Here is a 15,164-nt window from a genome sequence, read left to right on the forward strand (position 1 = left end):
CGTCGCGCCCGGGCCCTCGAAGGTCCGGGCGCGATCGTGTCACCGCGCGAACAACGCCTCGCCGTCCACGAGCACCAGCTGCACGTCCTCCGGACGAGACGCCAAGACGATCCGTGCCTCCGGCGACATCGGCGGGCCGTCGGACGCGGCGCGAACGACCAAATCGGCGCGCTTGCCCGGCTCGAGAGAGCCGATGACCTCGCCCATGCCCAGGACCCTGGCCGCGTCGATCGTGGCGTGAGCCAGCAGATCGGATGCGGTCACCCGCCGATCCCCCGTTCCGGCGGTCCGGTCGAAGGCCAGGGCATGCCTCATCTCGGCGACCATGTCCGGGGGCGTATTGAGGCTGCGATTGTCGAGGCCGAGACCCATGACGATGCCGGACTCCCGCAGCTCACCCAGCGCGCTGCGGCGCGAACCGGAGTACATGGAGGACGCCGCGCAGTGCACGCCGCCGCATCCGTCGGACGCCAGCCGCGCCCTGTCGTCCGGGTCGGTCGCGCTCAGATGCGCTCCCACCAGGCGCGGACCCAGCACCCCCAGCCGCCGCAGGCGGGCGACCGCCCGCTCGGGCCTTCCCTCGGGGTCGGGAATGCCGGCGGCCCCCGCATCCGACGCGCACAAGTGGGTCGTGATGCCCGGGGCGTCGAGAGCTCCCAGCCCCACCAGCAGCGCGTCGGAGGCCATCTCGGGCAGCTCCGTGCAGGCGAACACGGATACCCGCCCCGCCGCGACGTCCAGCGCGGACGCGGCGAAACGCAGCGCCGTCTCGGTGGGGGCGACCAGCGCGTCGCGTCGGAAGCCGCCCGCACCTTCCGCCGCATCGAGCCACGGGCTCCACGGCGCGGGCAGGCGATCCGAGACCATCGGCGCCAGGATCCAACGGATCCCGGACGCCCGGGCGGCCGTCGCGCTCGCGGCGAAGGCCTCGTCCGCGCGACGCGTGCCGACGTCGCCGACTCCCCAGCAGTCGAGCACCGTCGTGATGCCGGCACGCGCCGCATCCGCCCCGAGGCTGCGCACGGCGTGCGCCGCATCCGCCGGGGTGAGCGCGAGGACGGTGCGGTAGTACGTGGCGAACAGCCACTCGAAGAACGGCACGGATGCATCCAGCGAGCCGGCCGCGGCCGCATCCATGGAGTGCGTGTGTGCGCTGACGAATCCCGGGTGGACGATGCCGCCGCGCGCATCGATCCGCTCGCTCGCCGCCGGCGCGGGCCCCTCGCCCACGGCGTCGACGACACCGTCACGGATCGCGACCCATCCCCGGACGACGCGCCGGGCCGCATCCATCGTGACGACGACGGCGTCGTCGATGACCGTGTCGACGGCGCTCACGCGCGCGGGAACACGGGGATGCGGCCGAGCACCGCGATCCGATCCACGTACGGCACGAGCGCCGCCGGCCAGCCCTCCCCCTCGGCCAGCAACGCGCCGATCCCGACGATCTCGGCACCGGCCCTCTCGAGCAGGCGCAATGCGGCACCCGACGAGGAGCCGCTGGAGATCACGTCGTCGACGAACAGCACCCGCTTGCCCGCGACCGCCGACAGGCGCGCCCGATCCAGCAGCAGGGCCGCCCCCGTCGTGCTGGTGATGGCGTGCACGGGTTCTTCCAGCGCGTCGCCGAGGTGCACCTTGCGGGTCTTCTGCAGGATCACGTAGTCGTCGAGGCCGAGCGCGCGAGTGACCTCGATCGCGACCGGGATCCCGAGGGTCGCCGGGGCCACGACGACGTCGACGCCCGCATCCGCGAAGTGTTCGGCCAGCTCGCGCCCGGCGGTCTCGGCGAAGCGCACCCCGTGATCGATCACCATCATCAACGCGATGGACAGGTCGTCGGAGACAGGGATGATCGGCAGCGTGATCTGCTGGCTGCCGACCTGAGCGAGATAGGTGTCTGCGGGCATGTCCGGAGGCTACGCCGCGCGTGTGTCGCCCCGGTTTCGTGCCCACCCGCGGCCGGGCCGGGCGGGCATGGCCCCGACTGCCGCCCGCCCCGCAGTCCGAACTCCTGCAAAACCGCCACCCGCGGCCACATCCCACCCCGAACCGCCCGATCTGCAGGAGTTCGGGCACGGCCGCTGCCCCACCCCCGGTGCAGCACACCGCACCGAACCCCGGCCGGACCGGACAGCCGCGTGCCGCCGGCTGCTGCCCGCCCCGCAGTCCAAACTCCTGCAAAACCCGCCACCCGCGGCCACATCCCACCCCGAACCGCCCGATCTGCAGGAGTTCGGGCACGGCCGCTGCCCCACTCGGTCAGGGGACAGCGCAAGCGCCCTCCACCGACACGCGGATCGGACTCGCGGCGCGCACGCTCATGCGTTCCACCAGGAGGGTCTCGCTGTAGCGGGCGTCCTGCTGCATCCCCCGGTCGGGGGCGTACCCCGCGTCCTCCCAGATCCGCAGCAGCCGCGCGACGGCCTCGTCGGGGTCAGCGGCGCGGATCGAGAACTGGGCGCTCAGCCGCGTGCCGGTCTCGCCGCAGGGCGCGGCGTCGAACGGGATATCGGATGCGGCCAGCTCCGCGCCGTCCGCGCCCAGTGCCGTGCCGCCCGCCGCGGCGACACTGCGTTCGATGAGGGACCGCATCTCGGCGCGTACCGCGTCGGCGCGCGGTGCCGACGGTGCTGCGGGAGCGGCCGGCGTCGGCGCCGGGTCGGCGGTGGGCACGGGCAGTGCCTGCGCGAGGCGGGCGGCTTCGTCCGCCGCCTGCCCGATCGTCGCCGGTATCCCCGCGAGTTCGGCGACGAGGGCGAGCGAGAGCAGCACGCCGCAGATGATCGACGTCAGCCGCCGCCGGCGAGAACGCCGGCGCACGATCGCGAACAGCACGAGCACGCCGACGAGCGCGAGACCCAGGACGAGCACCGCCGTCTGCAGGGTCTGGGCGCTCCGCTGCGCCCTCCGTGCCGATCCGACGACCGTGGGGGCGCCGTATGAGCCCGCGAAGGTCGCGGCGATGCCGTCGGCCAGAACCAGCAGGACCGCCGAGACCGCGACCCCGACCACGAGCACGGCCGCCACGACGCTCACCGCGCGCCACGTCCGGGACGCGCGTGTCATCCCCTGAGAGCCGCGATGGGTTCGATGCGGGCGGCGCGGCGGGCGGGCAGCCAGCCGGCGGCAAGTCCCACGACGGCGCCGAGGAAGGCTCCACCGACGGCGACCAGAGGGTTGATCACCGGACTCCACCCCGCGATCACCGATACCAGGACGACGGAGAGAACGGCCACCGCCGAGCCCATGATCCCGCCGAGCATCCCGATGATCGCGGACTCCGCGATGAACTGCCCCGCGATCTGGCGCGGGGTCGCCCCCAGCGCCCGGCGCAGTCCGATCTCGGGTGTGCGCTCCATCACCGAGAGCAGGGTGACGTTGGCGATGCCGAGTCCGCCCGCCAGCAGCACGATGACGCCGAGCGCGATGAAGACGACGTTCACGTCGGCCTGCACGTTCTGGCTCAGATCGCTGCGTCCGCTGGGAGCGGCCACCTTGATCTGGTCTGGCGCGTCAGGGGCCAGGGCGAGGGGTGCCTGCTCGCCGATCTGCGGCCCCGCGCCGACGTCGACGCGCGCCTGGATGCTGCCGGGAGCGGCCAGCGAGAAGTCGGCGCGCGCGGTGCCGATCGGGATGATGACCGCGTCCTGCAGGTCCGCGCGCCGCTCGAAGGAGTCGACGATGCCGATGACGGCGTACGCGAGACCGTCGATGAAGATCGAGGGCTGGCTGTCGACGCGATTGATGGCGAGCCGATCGGCCTCGCGGGCGCCGAGCACGGCGACGCGATCGCCGCGCACATCATGTCCCGCGTCGAACATGCGCCCCGCGGTGACCCGTCCGCCCAGCGATTCGAGCAGACCCGAGGATGAGGCGACGACCGGAGCGGGAGCTGCGGATGCGGCCGACGGGTCGTACACGGGCACCGCCGTGATCGCGGAGCCGGAGGGGAGCGCCACCTCGGCGAGGGTCGCCGCGGCGACCACGCCCGCGAGCCGTTCGACACGCTCGGCGCCGTCCCAGGGCAGGCGCGCCGTGGCGACGGAGGCGCCGGACTGCGTGCGCGCCTCGGCCGGGGTGATCTCCACACGCGTGGCCGCCGCCTGATCGAACTGGCGGGCGATCTGGCCCGCGGCGGTCTGCGCGAACCCGAGGGTCGCCACGAGGGCGCCGATGCCGAGCACGGTGCCGGCGATGGTCATGATGAGCCGCGCGGGGCGCGATCCGATGTCTGCGGTCGCCTCGGCGACGAGGTCCTGCGACGTGAACCGGTCGGCACGGGGCGTGGGCGGCACCAGAGCGCTGAGGTCCACGCGCTCGCGGGCGGCGGCGGTGCGACGGCGTCTCATGCCACCTCGCTCAGGCGGCCATCGGCGATCCGTACGCGGCGGCTCGCCCGCGCGGCGACGGCGTCGTCGTGCGTGATGACGATGAGGGTGAGACCGTCGGCGCGCAGCTCGTCGAAGAGGTCCATGACCTCGTCGGAGGTGCGCCGGTCGAGGTTTCCGGTGGGCTCGTCGGCGAGCAGCAGGCTCGGACGGCTGACGACCGCGCGCGCCACGGCGACGCGCTGGCGCTCACCGCCGGAGAGCAGCCCCGGCAGGAAGCCGGTGCGCCCGCCCAGCCCGACGCGTTCGAGCGCCGCACGAGCTCGGTCCTCGCGTTCACCGCGCGGCACGCCGCTGTAGAGCATCGGCATCAGCACGTTGTCGAGCACCGTGCGCCGTGACATGAGGTGGAAGGCCTGGAACACGAACCCGATCCGGCGCGCCCGCACGGCGGCCCTGCTGTCCTCGTCCAGGGATGAGGTGAGCACGCCGTCAAGGTGGTACTCCCCCACGCTCGGCCTGTCGAGCAGACCCAGGATGCTCAGCATCGTGGACTTGCCGGAGCCGCTGGGACCGACGATCGAGACGTAGTCGCCCCGCTCGACCGTGAGGTTGATCCCCTTGAGCGCCTGCACCTCCGGAGGGCCGGGGAAGGACCGGGTGACGTCGCGCAGCTGCACGAGGGGCGCCTCCGGCCCCGCGTCGATCCCGGCCGCATCCGTGGCGGCCGCGGTGCGGGTCATCGCCCGACCACGACCAGGTCGCCCTCGCCCACCACGCCTTCGAGCGGGGTGATCTCCACTGCTCCGCTGGCGGCCAGGCCCGTCTTCACCGTGACCAGGCGGGTCTTCGCGTCGGGGTCGCGGGGGTCGCCCTCGACGACCTCGACCCGCGCCTCGCCGCCGGGTCCTGCTGTCAGGGCGGCAACGGGGACGGAGAGGACCTCGCCCTCGGTCGCACCCACGGGGATGGCGACGCGCACGTTGGATCCCTGCATCTGCTGGATCTGCTCGGGCGTCAGCGGGTCGGGCTCCAGCTCGATCGACCAGCGCCCCGTCGAGTCCTTGCTCGTGCTGGGAGCGAGAGCGGTGATGACGGCGCGGTGGGGGGTTCCATCGGGCAGATCGAAGCTGGCCTCGCCTCCCACCTGCAACAGGGCCGCATCCGCTTCGCCCGCCGATCCGGTGAGGCGCACGGTGGCGCCGGAGACCGTCATCGCCGCGCCCTGCAGAACCGCACCGCGGGCGACGTTGACGGTGTCGACACGGCGCGGCAGGCCCGTCAGGTACAGCACCTCGGACGAGGGCAGGAACGCCATGGACCCCTCGCGGGCACGCTGCAGGTCCTGCTGCGCCTGCTCCACCTGGGCGTTCGCGGCGTCGACGGCCGCGCGCTGGGCAGAGGTGTCGGCGGGCGCATCGAGCTGCTGACGCTCGAGCCGGCGCAGCGCGAGCGTGTCCTGCAGATCGGCGATCTCGGATGCGGGTCGGTTCGCCGCGATCGCGTCGTCGACGGCACGCTGGGCCGCCGCGACCGCGTTGTCGGCGCTCTTGACGGTGACGACGTCGGCCCCCGATCGCGCCTTGTCCAGATCGGCCCGGGCTGCGGCGACGGCCTGCTGAGCCGAGCGCACGCCCGCCTCGGCGGCGCTCACGGCCTGGGCGGCGCCCTCATCGCCGGAGGGGGCGGGGTAGCCGACGGCCGCGTAGAGCGCCGTGATGCCCGCGGCTGTCTGGGCGTCGAACACGTTGGAGGCGGGGTCGCCGCCGTCGATTCCGACGCTGCGCAGCGCGTTCTTGAGCTGTACGACATCGGGCCCCGAGACGCCGAAGCGCAGGCTCCGGTAGGCGGGCAGGTCGCCCGGCAACACGATCACGGGGCGTCCGGCGACCTCCAGAGCGATCGACAGGGAGTTCAGCTCGGCGCCGACCTCGGGCACCTGTCCGGTGACGACGGCAGGTCCCGACAGGGTGGCCGTGTCGATGGTCACCTCCACCGCATCCGCGTAGCCGACGTCGGCGCGGATCGTCACATCGTTGCTGAGCTCGCCGAACTCTACCGGAACCGTGATGAGTCCGGGCTCCGGTGCGTCGGCGCGGGATGCGGCCTCCACCGGCGAGACGACGAACGTTCCCACGAGCAGTCCGATCACGAGACTCGCCACCGCGACGGCGGACGTGATCCACAGCGGACGGTTGCCGCGGAACACGCGCCCCCACCCGCGCAGGGCGGCGAAGCGGTCGCGGGGAGCTCCCGCATCCTCCGCCTCGGTCGCGGCATCAGCCGCATCCTCGCCCAGCAGCTCGCGCGTGAGCGCGGAATCGTCCGGGGCGTCGTCGGGGACGGGCTCGACTTCCTTCCGTGCCACCTCGGTCAGCTCGCCTGCTCGGCGGCCGCCTTGAGGGCGTCGAGGTCGGCCTTGTTGTCGGCGATGAACTGCTCCTCGAGCGCGAACTGCACCTTCTCGTACGCGTCGCGGTAGTTCGTCGCCTCGCGGCAATCCAGGTCGGCGATCGCCAGCGCGATCTCCTCTTCACCCAGCTCCTTGAGCTTCGGGTCGTCCTCGACGTAGTCCGTCTGTGAACTGTAGTACTCGTTCAGCTTGTCGGACATGCTCGTCTGCGCATCGCCTTGCTTTGCGAAGCCGGAGTGGCCCGCATCCGCCATGCACGAGGCCCACTCGGCGTCGATCTTCACGAAGCCCGGGTCGTCGGCCATCTTCGTGTAGAAATCGTTGATGGCGTCGTTGATGGACTGGAACTCTTCGTCCATCATCGGGTTGGCGCCGGACTCGTGCTGCGCCCAGCCCTGGCAGCCCGCCTTCGTCCAGTCGTACTCGTAGGAGCCGTCCTCGTTCAGCTCCTCCTCGCTGGGAGAGGGACCGTACAGGGCCTCGTAGAACGCCGTCTGCTCCGACTCCGACAGGCTCGAGACGTAATCCTGGTTCGGGTCGACGTACTCCTCCTGGTCCGTGGGCGCCTCGTCGCGGCCGGGGAAGTTGATCATGCCGTAGCCGTACTGGGTCACCCAGTCACGGTCGTCCGGCTTCCACTCGACGTCGCTGCTGCTGCTGAACGACACCGACTGGATGTTGGGCGTGTAGTCGAAGCCTTCCTCCGACATGCACTGCGCCACGAGCTCCTCGGACTTCTTCTGCTGCTCGGTGAAGCGCGCCTCCTGCTCCTCGGTGGACAGATCGCCGCCCCAGACCGAGGACAGATAGGCCGACAGCGGGGACTCCGGGCGGTCATCGCCCTTGTCTCCGTCCGCGGCCGAGCATGCCGTGAGAGCGAGCGCCGCGACAACGGCGAGAGGCGCGATGGCGAGCAGGCGTGAACGAACCATGATTCCCCCATAGGATCACCGGCGCCGATGCGACGACGCACATGCTCAGCTTAGGGATCACATAACGTCTTCCCATCTGGGAAGACGCCGCGCATCCGTCCCATCCGATCGGGTAGGGTGTCGCGCCGCTCAGATCAGCGGCAGTCGCGCGCGCAGAACCGCACCGCCTGTCGCGCCCGCGGCGAGTTCGAGGCTCCCCCCGACGACATCGAGCTGCTGGCGCAGCCGAGCCAGTCCCGACATCCGGGCGTCGCAGGAGGGCGAGGCACCGTCGCTGACGACCTCGAGCAGCAGCACGCCGCAGCTCACACGCGCGGCGAGTCGGATGCGGCGCGCGCCGCCATGGCGCAGCGCGTTCGTCTGCCCCTCCTCCAACACCCGTACCACGACGATCCGCATCCGTTTGTCGATGCGGGCGTCGAGCACGGCGAGCATCGGCGACGCGTCGTCGACGATCTCGACGTGCGCAGGAGTGCGGGCGGCGAGCGCACGCACCGCGGGCGCCAGGCCCCGGTCGAGATCGACGGGGTACAGCCGCTCGCTCAGAGCGCGCAGTTCGTGCTCGCGCAGGCGGGCGAGCGTGTCTGCCACCTCGGTGATGCGCTCGGGCGATGGGCTCCCCGCGGCGATGTCGCGCAGCTCTGCCTCGAGCACGACGAACGTTCCCTGCACCGAGCCGTGGATCGTGGCGGCGACGTCCTTGCGCACCCGCAACTCCTCGGCACGGACATCGTCCATAAGGGTCAGCGCCCGTTCCTGCGCCTCGATGCGGGTCAGATCCGCCTCTCTGGCGCGGCGCCAGACATCCGCGAACTGGAGTCCGCTGCCTAGCGCGAGCAGTGCCAGGAGGAGGGTCATCGCCGTCTCCAGACCGACCACGCGCACCGCACTCGCCGACCCCGGATCCACCACCCCGCTGACCACCTGCAAGACGGACCGGATGACAGCGGCTGTGACGGCGAGCGAGAGCACGATGACGAGCCGCGCGCGCGTGCCGCGCCGTTCCGGATGCAGCAGGAACGCTCCGCCGACCACGATCGCGACGGCGGTGAAGTTGTACGCCCAGCGCAGCGCGATCTCGGAGAACGGGTCCGGAGCGAGGTGGCGCATGTCGTCCGAGACGACCCCGAGCACGAGCACCGCCTGCACGCTGGCGAGCACCGCACCCAGGCCCGCCACGAGCGCGGTCGCGCCGACCATGATGCGCGAGAGCGCGCGCTCCTCGGATGCGGCCGCCCCTGCCGCCGGGGAGACGGTCACCGATCCGACGCGGCGGGCACGGCGGATCCATCTGTCGGAGGTGGGCGCGATCACTCTCGTTCGCGACGCCCGCGCACGACGATGGTCACCAGCGTGGCGAATCCGACCAGGCCCAGCGCCGCCCAGACCCACGGCAGACCTTGTGTCGCCGTGGCCGCCCATGCGGCAGCATTAGCGAGAGACATCGCACGTCCTTCCCCAGACAGGCGACTCCCCCAGGAGACCGCCGTGACGAACCTAGCCTCGACGCGGCCGGCGGGAGTGTGCGGCTGAGTAGTTTCCCCCGGCGCCGCCGACATCCGGGAAGTCCGATGAGCGTTATCGTTCACCGGCCCGAAATAAGGCCTGTGGCAGGATGGTGCGCGATACTCCCGATCTGAGAGGCACCATGGAACTCAGCGACTACATCCGGGTTCTGCGGAAGAACTGGCTGATCATCGTCGTCGCAACTCTCGTCGGGCTGGGGGCGGCCGCCGGATATTCGCTGACCCGCACGCCCCTCTATGAGTCGCAGGCCTCGGTGGTCGTCTCGACGCAGTCCAGCGGCAGCGTGCAGGAAATCTCGCAGGGCTCGACGTTCACCCAGCAGCGTGTGGCGACCTACGTCAACGTCGCCACCACCCCGCTCGTTCTCGATCCGGTGATCCGCGATCTCGGACTCGACGTCACCGCCGGCGCTCTGGCCAAGAGCGTGAACGTCAGCAGCACCCTCAACACGACCTTCATCACGATCGCCGTGACCGATGCCGACCCCGTCCAGGCCGCCGACATCGCCAACGCCGTGGCGAGCCAGCTCCCGCTCGCGGTCGAGGAGATCGAGCCGTCCACCGGCGGCGAGAGCCCGGTGCGCCTCACGACGGCGCGCACGGCGATCCCCACGAACGTGCCGGTCAGCCCGAACGTCCCCCTGAACCTCGCGCTCGGGGCGCTTATCGGTTTGGCGGTCGGCATCGGCATCGCGGTGCTGCGGACCGTCCTCGACACCCGTATCCGCACCATCCGCGATGTCAACCAGATCACCGATCGCCCGATCCTCGGTGCGATCCCCTTCGACGCGAAGGCGGCGGAGCGGCCCATCATCATCCAGGCCGATCCGTACAACACGCGCTCGGAGTCCTTCCGGGCCCTGCGCACCAACCTGCAGTTCATCGAGATGGACGGCGGTCACTCCTTCGTGATCACCTCCTCCATCCCGAGCGAGGGCAAGTCCACCACGACCGTGAACCTGGCGATCGCACTCGCGGATGCCGGAAAGCGCGTCGCTCTCATCGACACGGACCTGCGCAAGCCCAAGGTCGCCGAGTACCTCGGCATCGAGGGCGGAGCGGGTCTGACGGATGTACTGATCGGTCGCGCGAAGGTCGGCGACGTGATGCTGCCCTGGGGCAAGCGCCCGCTGTTCGTGCTGCCGGCGGGCAAGGTGCCCCCGAACCCGAGCGAGCTGCTCGGTTCGCGTCAGATGGCGCAGCTGCTCGAGGCGATCAGCCGTGACTTCGACGTGGTGCTTCTGGATGCTCCCCCGCTGCTGCCGGTGACGGATGCGGCGATCCTGTCGCGTGAGACGACGGCGGCGATCCTCGTCGTCGCGGCGGGTCGCACGACGACCGGTCAGCTCACCGCGGCACTGACGGCTCTCGAGACGGTCGACGCGAAGGTCGGCGGCATCGTCATGAGCATGGTCCCCACCCGCGGACCGGATGCGTACGGGTACGGATACGGATATGGATACGGCGGCTACGGGACGTACGGCACGGCTCCGGAGCCGGCACCGGCGAAGGCGAAGAACTCACGCAAGCGGGCGCCGGAGGACGACGCCGGCCTCGACGAGCTCGTGAAGGGCTCCTGAGCAGAGAGGCGTTCGTGCGATGTCCTCACGTCGTCGCCCGATTCATCGCTCCACCCCCGTCAGCCGCGCGCTGACGGGGGTTCTCGTTTCTGTCCTGGCGGTCGCCACGATCGCACTCGCGGTGTTCGCGCTGACGCCGCGTACGCCGCCCGAGACGCGCCCGCTTCGCACGACGACACCGTCCGTCACGCCGTCCGCTTCGCCGTCGACCTCGCCGTCCCCCGCCGCGTCGGCCTCGTCTGCACCGCTCGCGCCGGTTGCGGCGCCCGGCGCCGCGGAGCGGTTCCTCGCCGTGGGTGAGCAGGCGATGTGGCGGGCGTCCGCCGGCGACTGCGGAACGACCGCACCCCTGCTGGAGCGATCCATCGACGGCGGCCAGACCTGGAGCGACGTCACGCCGCGCTATCTCGGCATCGGCGAGATCCTGCACGTCGAGGCGTTCGTCGGAACGGAAGCGCGCATCGTCGCGCGCATGGGTGCCGCCTGCGAGACGCAGGGGCTGCGCACCTTCACACAGGGACGCTTCTGGGAACAGGATGCGGCGACCCTCGCCGCGGCGACCTATGTCGACCCTGCGGCGTCCACCGTGATCGTGACCCCGTCCGGCCGCATCGAGGCGCCGTGCGCAGCACCCTGGGGCGCGCAGGGCGACGCCGGCGCGCTCACGATCGTGTGCGACGGCATCGCTCAGCAGTGGGACGGCAGCGCCTGGCAGGCCGTGGCGGAACGCGCTGTCGCCGCCGTCTGGACGACCGACGGTGCGCGCGTCGCGCGCACGGACCCCTCCTGCGCCGGCCTGATCGTCGGCGATACCTGCCTCGCGGACGCCCCCGCCGCCCCCGCCGCCCTCGCGACGTCTGCCGACACCCTGTGGCTCTGGGCCGGCGACACCGTCCGCGCGCTTCCCTGACCCAGCCGCATCCGGTCCCGGCGAGGTGGGACCGAACTCCTGCAATACCCGCCGCTCACCGCCCCCCGAATCACCCCAGGCGCACATCTGCAGGAGTTCGGGTCGCCACGGAGGTGGAGGGCGCACCGATCTCGCCCTCCACCTCCGCTTCCGCTCAGTGCTCGATGACACTCCGGCGACGTCGAGCGATCAGGATGCCGCCTGCGGCCAGCAGCAGCGCGCCGAGCGCGCCCGCGCCCCACATGATCTGTCCGCCGGTGTTCGCGAGACCGAGCGGGTCGCCTCCCGCGGCCGCAGGATCCGATCCCGCTCCGGCGCCGCCTCCGGTGGCGGTGACCGTGAGGGCGGCACGTAGCTCCACTGCCCCGACCCGCACGACGATCTCGTGCGAGCCCACGGAGGTGCCCGCCGGGATGGCGACCGTGGCAGACAGCGCGCCGTCGGCGTCCGTCGTCATCGTCGCGAGCAGCACGGGGTCGGAGTGCAGCCACACCTCGGCGGCGGCGGATGCAGGCAGCCCGCTGCCGGTGACGGTGATCGTCCCTCCCTGCGCCACCGTCGGCGACGACAGCGACATCGCGGGGTCGACCCCCGGCTCCGGCTCCACCACCTCGACGGTGAAGGTCGTGGTGAACGAGCGACCGGCGATCTCGGCGGCGACGGTGATCGTCTTCTGCCCCGCGGTCGTCGACTCGAAGCCCTGCAGAGAATAGGCGTCGTCCGCCAGCGGGATGATCCGCTCGCCGTCTCGCACCGCCACCGCGAGCCCCTCCGCGGCGAAGACCTCGCCGATGACGTACCGCGTCTTGACCGGCGGGGAGACCACTTCCAGGGTGGCGGACTCCGACGGCGGTGCCGGCACGTTCGTCACCGCGAGCGAGAGCGGCGCGAGCGCGACCCAGTCGAGGTTCGGAGCGTAGGACGTGGCGTTGCCGAGCACGATGTCTCCGCTCTCCGTCGAGAGCGTGACGGGCATGCTGTGCGTCCAGAACCCCTTCCAGGAGTAGTTGTGGCGGAAGGATCCCCGCGCCGTCTCGCCGCCCACCTCGCTGACGTCGAGGAACCGCGTGATGATGTCGGCGTTGTAGGCGTGACCGGTGTTCTTCTCAGCGTTGGAGTAGCGCACCTGCAAGTCGTAGTCGCCCGCCGGCAGCGCGTCGCCGCGCGCGATGGTCGCCGTGTTGGCGGCACCCCCGCCGAGCCAGCCGATCTGCTGACCGCTGACATTCGTGGGTGCGGAGACGTTCTCGCGTCGGACACCGCCCGCGAGCGTCACCCGCTCCGCGTCCTCGACCTCGATCCGCGTCACGGCCTCATCCGCTTCGGCGACACGGGTCGTGCGGATACCCGCGAGCTGCGCCGCATCCGCCGCGACCGAGATCTGGTTGATCCCCTCCCGCAGATGCACCCGCAGGGTCGAGGTCCAGCGCCCGGCGTACTCGGCGGCCGCGCCCTCGATCGCACGCCCGTTGAGCGAGACCTGCACGGATGCGGGCCCGTCGGTCTCGTACCGCACCTCGACGTCGTGGTAGCCGCTCTCCCGCGCGGAGAAGAAGAACGTGGCCCCCGCGTCGGGCGACAGCGCAACGGTTCCGGATGCGGCGGGCGCCGCATCCGTGCGCGCGAGGACGGCGGGGTAGTCGTGCGTCTCCGCGCCGTCAACCCGCTCGAGCTCCAGTCTGTCGAGCGACACATCGGCGCCCGGCAGCACCGAGGAGCCGTCGCTGCTCGCGCGCACCGAGATGGTGTGCGCGCCGGCATCCAGCGTCAGCGTCGCCTCCGCACGACCGCGGTAGGTGGTGTTGAAGCCGGGCTCGTATGCGAGGGTTGCCGCCGGTTCGTCGTCGACGAAGACCGCGTGGCTCCCCGGACCGCCGACGCCGACGATCACGGCGAAGCGGTAGTCGCCGTCTTCGGGCACCTCCACGTCCCAGCTCACCGACGCGTCGGCGCGGGTGAACCCGGTGACGTCCTTCTGACCGGATGCGGCGAACACCCAGGCGTCGTTGGCGGGGCGGTCGTTCACCTGCAGCGAGCGCAGCTCCGCGTCCTCCGCCTCGATCTCGGTTCGCCAGGTGTCGTCGACGACCGGCTCCTCGCCGAGCGCGGGGGTGATCACCACCTGATACGCGGACTGCCTGTCATCGTTCGGCACGGTCACCGCCAGCGCGTCGCCGAGCGTGACCCGCTCCGCCGCGACGACTCGCGGCGCCTGGGCCTCGCCCTCCTGGCCCGTCCAAGTACTCTCTCGCACCTGCACGTCGACGGTCGATCCGAACACATCGGGGTCCAGTCCCGCGAGATCGAGCTGGATGTCGGAGGAGCCGCCGCCGACCAGCACGGTCGCCTGCCGGCGCTCGTCGTCGATCGTCGCGATCCCCTGCACCGTGTCCACCGCGTTGAGCTGCGGCGGGGTCAGCTGAACGGTGTCGCCCGAGAGATCCCCGTACCACTTGAGAAGCCACCAGGCGCCGTTCGCGGCACCGCCCTTGGCCATGTTGTCGTTGAGGTTCCCCGCGAACGTCCAGTACGCGGTCTGCGCGTCCACCTTGGCGTCCTCGAACATCGCGAGCCACTGCACGATCTGGCCCGGAACGGACATGTCCCGACGCATCGCGTACTCGGTGATGTTGACCGGGAGCGGCCCCACCCCGACCTCCTGCTCGATCTGTCGGAACTCGGCCAGATGACCGCGGAAGGTACTGAGGTTCTCGACGCCGAGCTCGTGCCAGGTCCAGATGTCCGGCAGGGTGCCCGAGGCCTTCGCCGACTGCAGGATCTCCCGCGTGCTCCCGCCGTGCCACCAGGCGTCGCCCGGACCTGCGATGCGCGCCTCCGGCATGATCTCCTTGATCGTGCGATAGGCGGCGTCCCAGTCGGAGAAGAAGTGATCCTTCATCTGGTCCCACTGGCCGTACCAGTTGATGCCGTCGGGCTCGTTGAACGGGGTGAAGACGTAGCGCTCCGGATAGGCGGAGTTGTCGCGGATGTCGGTGACGACGGTGCGCACGATGTCGAGGTACGACTCGAAGTCCTCGGGGCGCTTCCCACCGTTGTAGGGCCAGTCCGGGTAGTAGTCCTGGATGTTGACCATCAGGTAGTCGCCGCCGTTGCGGAAGAAGGAGCCCTCCACCTCCAGCGGGTCTCCGTTCGGGTGCTGCGCACCGCGCGGGGCCTTCTGCGTGACGTTCGAGGGACGCGCACCCGCGATGATCGCGTCGGTGGGCACGCCCTCGTCGCCGAGGCCGTAGAGCATGCCGGAGGCGCCACCGCGGAACGGGCCCGTGCGCTCGCTGAAGTCGATCTGAACCGTGTCCGCGGATGCGGCGGCAGCCGGTGTGGCCACGGCCGCGCCCGTGAGGGCCAGGGCGGCGCAGGCGGCGGTCGCGACCGCCCGGCGGAGGGAGCGCCCGGCGCGGCTGCGCAGGCGTGGTGAGGCGAGTGTCATCGTGACGTCCTTGTCGTGAGGGGA

12 protein-coding genes are annotated in these 15,164 nt (G+C 71.4%); 2 read left to right on the forward strand and 10 right to left on the reverse strand.

Translation table 11 applies throughout. From position 1 onward, the window contains the following. Positions 1-39: 39 nt before the first annotated feature. From QE377_RS04015 to QE377_RS04055, 9 genes are all read right to left on the reverse strand, one after another. A complete protein-coding gene (locus QE377_RS04015; protein WP_307319838.1) occupies positions 40-1,338 on the reverse strand; it encodes an amidohydrolase family protein in 1,299 nt (432 codons plus the stop codon). Beyond that, positions 1,335-1,910 (reverse strand): phosphoribosyltransferase family protein, encoded by a 576-nt coding sequence (locus QE377_RS04020; RefSeq protein WP_307319839.1) that lies wholly within the window; start codon positions 1,908-1,910, stop codon positions 1,335-1,337. Before QE377_RS04020 ends, QE377_RS04015 begins: the two co-directional genes overlap by 4 nt. A 352-nt stretch (positions 1,911-2,262) precedes the next feature. Then, on the reverse strand, positions 2,263-3,069 hold the full coding sequence (locus tag QE377_RS04025; protein ID WP_307319840.1) for a hypothetical protein: 807 nt from the start codon (positions 3,067-3,069) through the stop codon (positions 2,263-2,265). Then, positions 3,066-4,352, reverse strand: coding sequence for an ABC transporter permease (locus QE377_RS04030; protein WP_307319841.1), 1,287 nt, complete (start codon positions 4,350-4,352; stop codon positions 3,066-3,068). Before QE377_RS04030 ends, QE377_RS04025 begins: the two co-directional genes overlap by 4 nt. After that, positions 4,349-5,074, reverse strand: coding sequence for an ABC transporter ATP-binding protein (locus QE377_RS04035; protein ID WP_307319843.1), 726 nt, complete (start codon positions 5,072-5,074; stop codon positions 4,349-4,351). The genes QE377_RS04030 and QE377_RS04035 overlap by 4 nt, the downstream gene beginning before the upstream one ends. Beyond that, positions 5,071-6,699 (reverse strand): hypothetical protein, encoded by a 1,629-nt coding sequence (locus QE377_RS04040; RefSeq protein WP_307319845.1) that lies wholly within the window; start codon positions 6,697-6,699, stop codon positions 5,071-5,073. The genes QE377_RS04035 and QE377_RS04040 overlap by 4 nt, the downstream gene beginning before the upstream one ends. A 5-nt stretch (positions 6,700-6,704) precedes the next feature. Next, positions 6,705-7,676: a hypothetical protein gene (locus QE377_RS04045; RefSeq protein ID WP_307319846.1), complete on the reverse strand. Its 972-nt coding sequence runs from the start codon at positions 7,674-7,676 to the stop codon at positions 6,705-6,707. Between the two features lie 129 nt (positions 7,677-7,805). Next, positions 7,806-8,936: a sensor histidine kinase gene (locus QE377_RS04050; RefSeq protein WP_307319847.1), complete on the reverse strand. Its 1,131-nt coding sequence runs from the start codon at positions 8,934-8,936 to the stop codon at positions 7,806-7,808. A 50-nt stretch (positions 8,937-8,986) separates the two neighbouring features. After that, complete coding sequence (locus QE377_RS04055) at positions 8,987-9,121, reverse strand: hypothetical protein (RefSeq protein WP_307319849.1); 135 nt, start codon at positions 9,119-9,121, stop codon at positions 8,987-8,989. A 203-nt stretch (positions 9,122-9,324) separates the two neighbouring features. Between QE377_RS04055 and QE377_RS04060 the strand changes: the two genes are divergently transcribed. Next, complete coding sequence (locus QE377_RS04060; RefSeq protein ID WP_307319851.1) at positions 9,325-10,782, forward strand: polysaccharide biosynthesis tyrosine autokinase; 1,458 nt, start codon at positions 9,325-9,327, stop codon at positions 10,780-10,782. 19 nt (positions 10,783-10,801) lie between these two features. Next, complete coding sequence (locus tag QE377_RS04065; protein ID WP_307319852.1) at positions 10,802-11,692, forward strand: hypothetical protein; 891 nt, start codon at positions 10,802-10,804, stop codon at positions 11,690-11,692. A 154-nt stretch (positions 11,693-11,846) separates the two neighbouring features. On the opposite strand, the gene QE377_RS04070 is transcribed toward QE377_RS04065, so the two are convergent. Continuing rightward, positions 11,847-15,140, reverse strand: coding sequence for a bacterial Ig-like domain-containing protein (locus QE377_RS04070; protein WP_307319853.1), 3,294 nt, complete (start codon positions 15,138-15,140; stop codon positions 11,847-11,849). Positions 15,141-15,164: the final 24 nt, after the last annotated feature.

The sequence above is a fragment of the Microbacterium sp. SORGH_AS_0862 genome (genome assembly GCF_030818795.1).
GTDB lineage: Bacteria > Actinomycetota > Actinomycetes > Actinomycetales > Microbacteriaceae > Microbacterium.

What these genes read in the sequence shown, in the direction of transcription:
- QE377_RS04055 (WP_307319849.1), bottom strand. Translation starts at nt 9,121, where the DNA reads ATGTCTCTCGCTAATGCTGCCGCATGGGCGGCCACGGCGACACAAGGT.
- QE377_RS04060 (WP_307319851.1), top strand. Translation starts at nt 9,325, where the DNA reads ATGGAACTCAGCGACTACATCCGGGTTCTGCGGAAGAACTGGCTGATC.
- QE377_RS04020 (WP_307319839.1), bottom strand. Translation starts at nt 1,910, where the DNA reads ATGCCCGCAGACACCTATCTCGCTCAGGTCGGCAGCCAGCAGATCACG.
- QE377_RS04025 (WP_307319840.1), bottom strand. Translation starts at nt 3,069, where the DNA reads ATGACACGCGCGTCCCGGACGTGGCGCGCGGTGAGCGTCGTGGCGGCC.
- QE377_RS04065 (WP_307319852.1), top strand. Translation starts at nt 10,802, where the DNA reads ATGTCCTCACGTCGTCGCCCGATTCATCGCTCCACCCCCGTCAGCCGC.
- QE377_RS04030 (WP_307319841.1), bottom strand. Translation starts at nt 4,352, where the DNA reads ATGAGACGCCGTCGCACCGCCGCCGCCCGCGAGCGCGTGGACCTCAGC.
- QE377_RS04035 (WP_307319843.1), bottom strand. Translation starts at nt 5,074, where the DNA reads ATGACCCGCACCGCGGCCGCCACGGATGCGGCCGGGATCGACGCGGGG.
- QE377_RS04045 (WP_307319846.1), bottom strand. Translation starts at nt 7,676, where the DNA reads ATGGTTCGTTCACGCCTGCTCGCCATCGCGCCTCTCGCCGTTGTCGCG.
- QE377_RS04070 (WP_307319853.1), bottom strand. Translation starts at nt 15,140, where the DNA reads ATGACACTCGCCTCACCACGCCTGCGCAGCCGCGCCGGGCGCTCCCTC.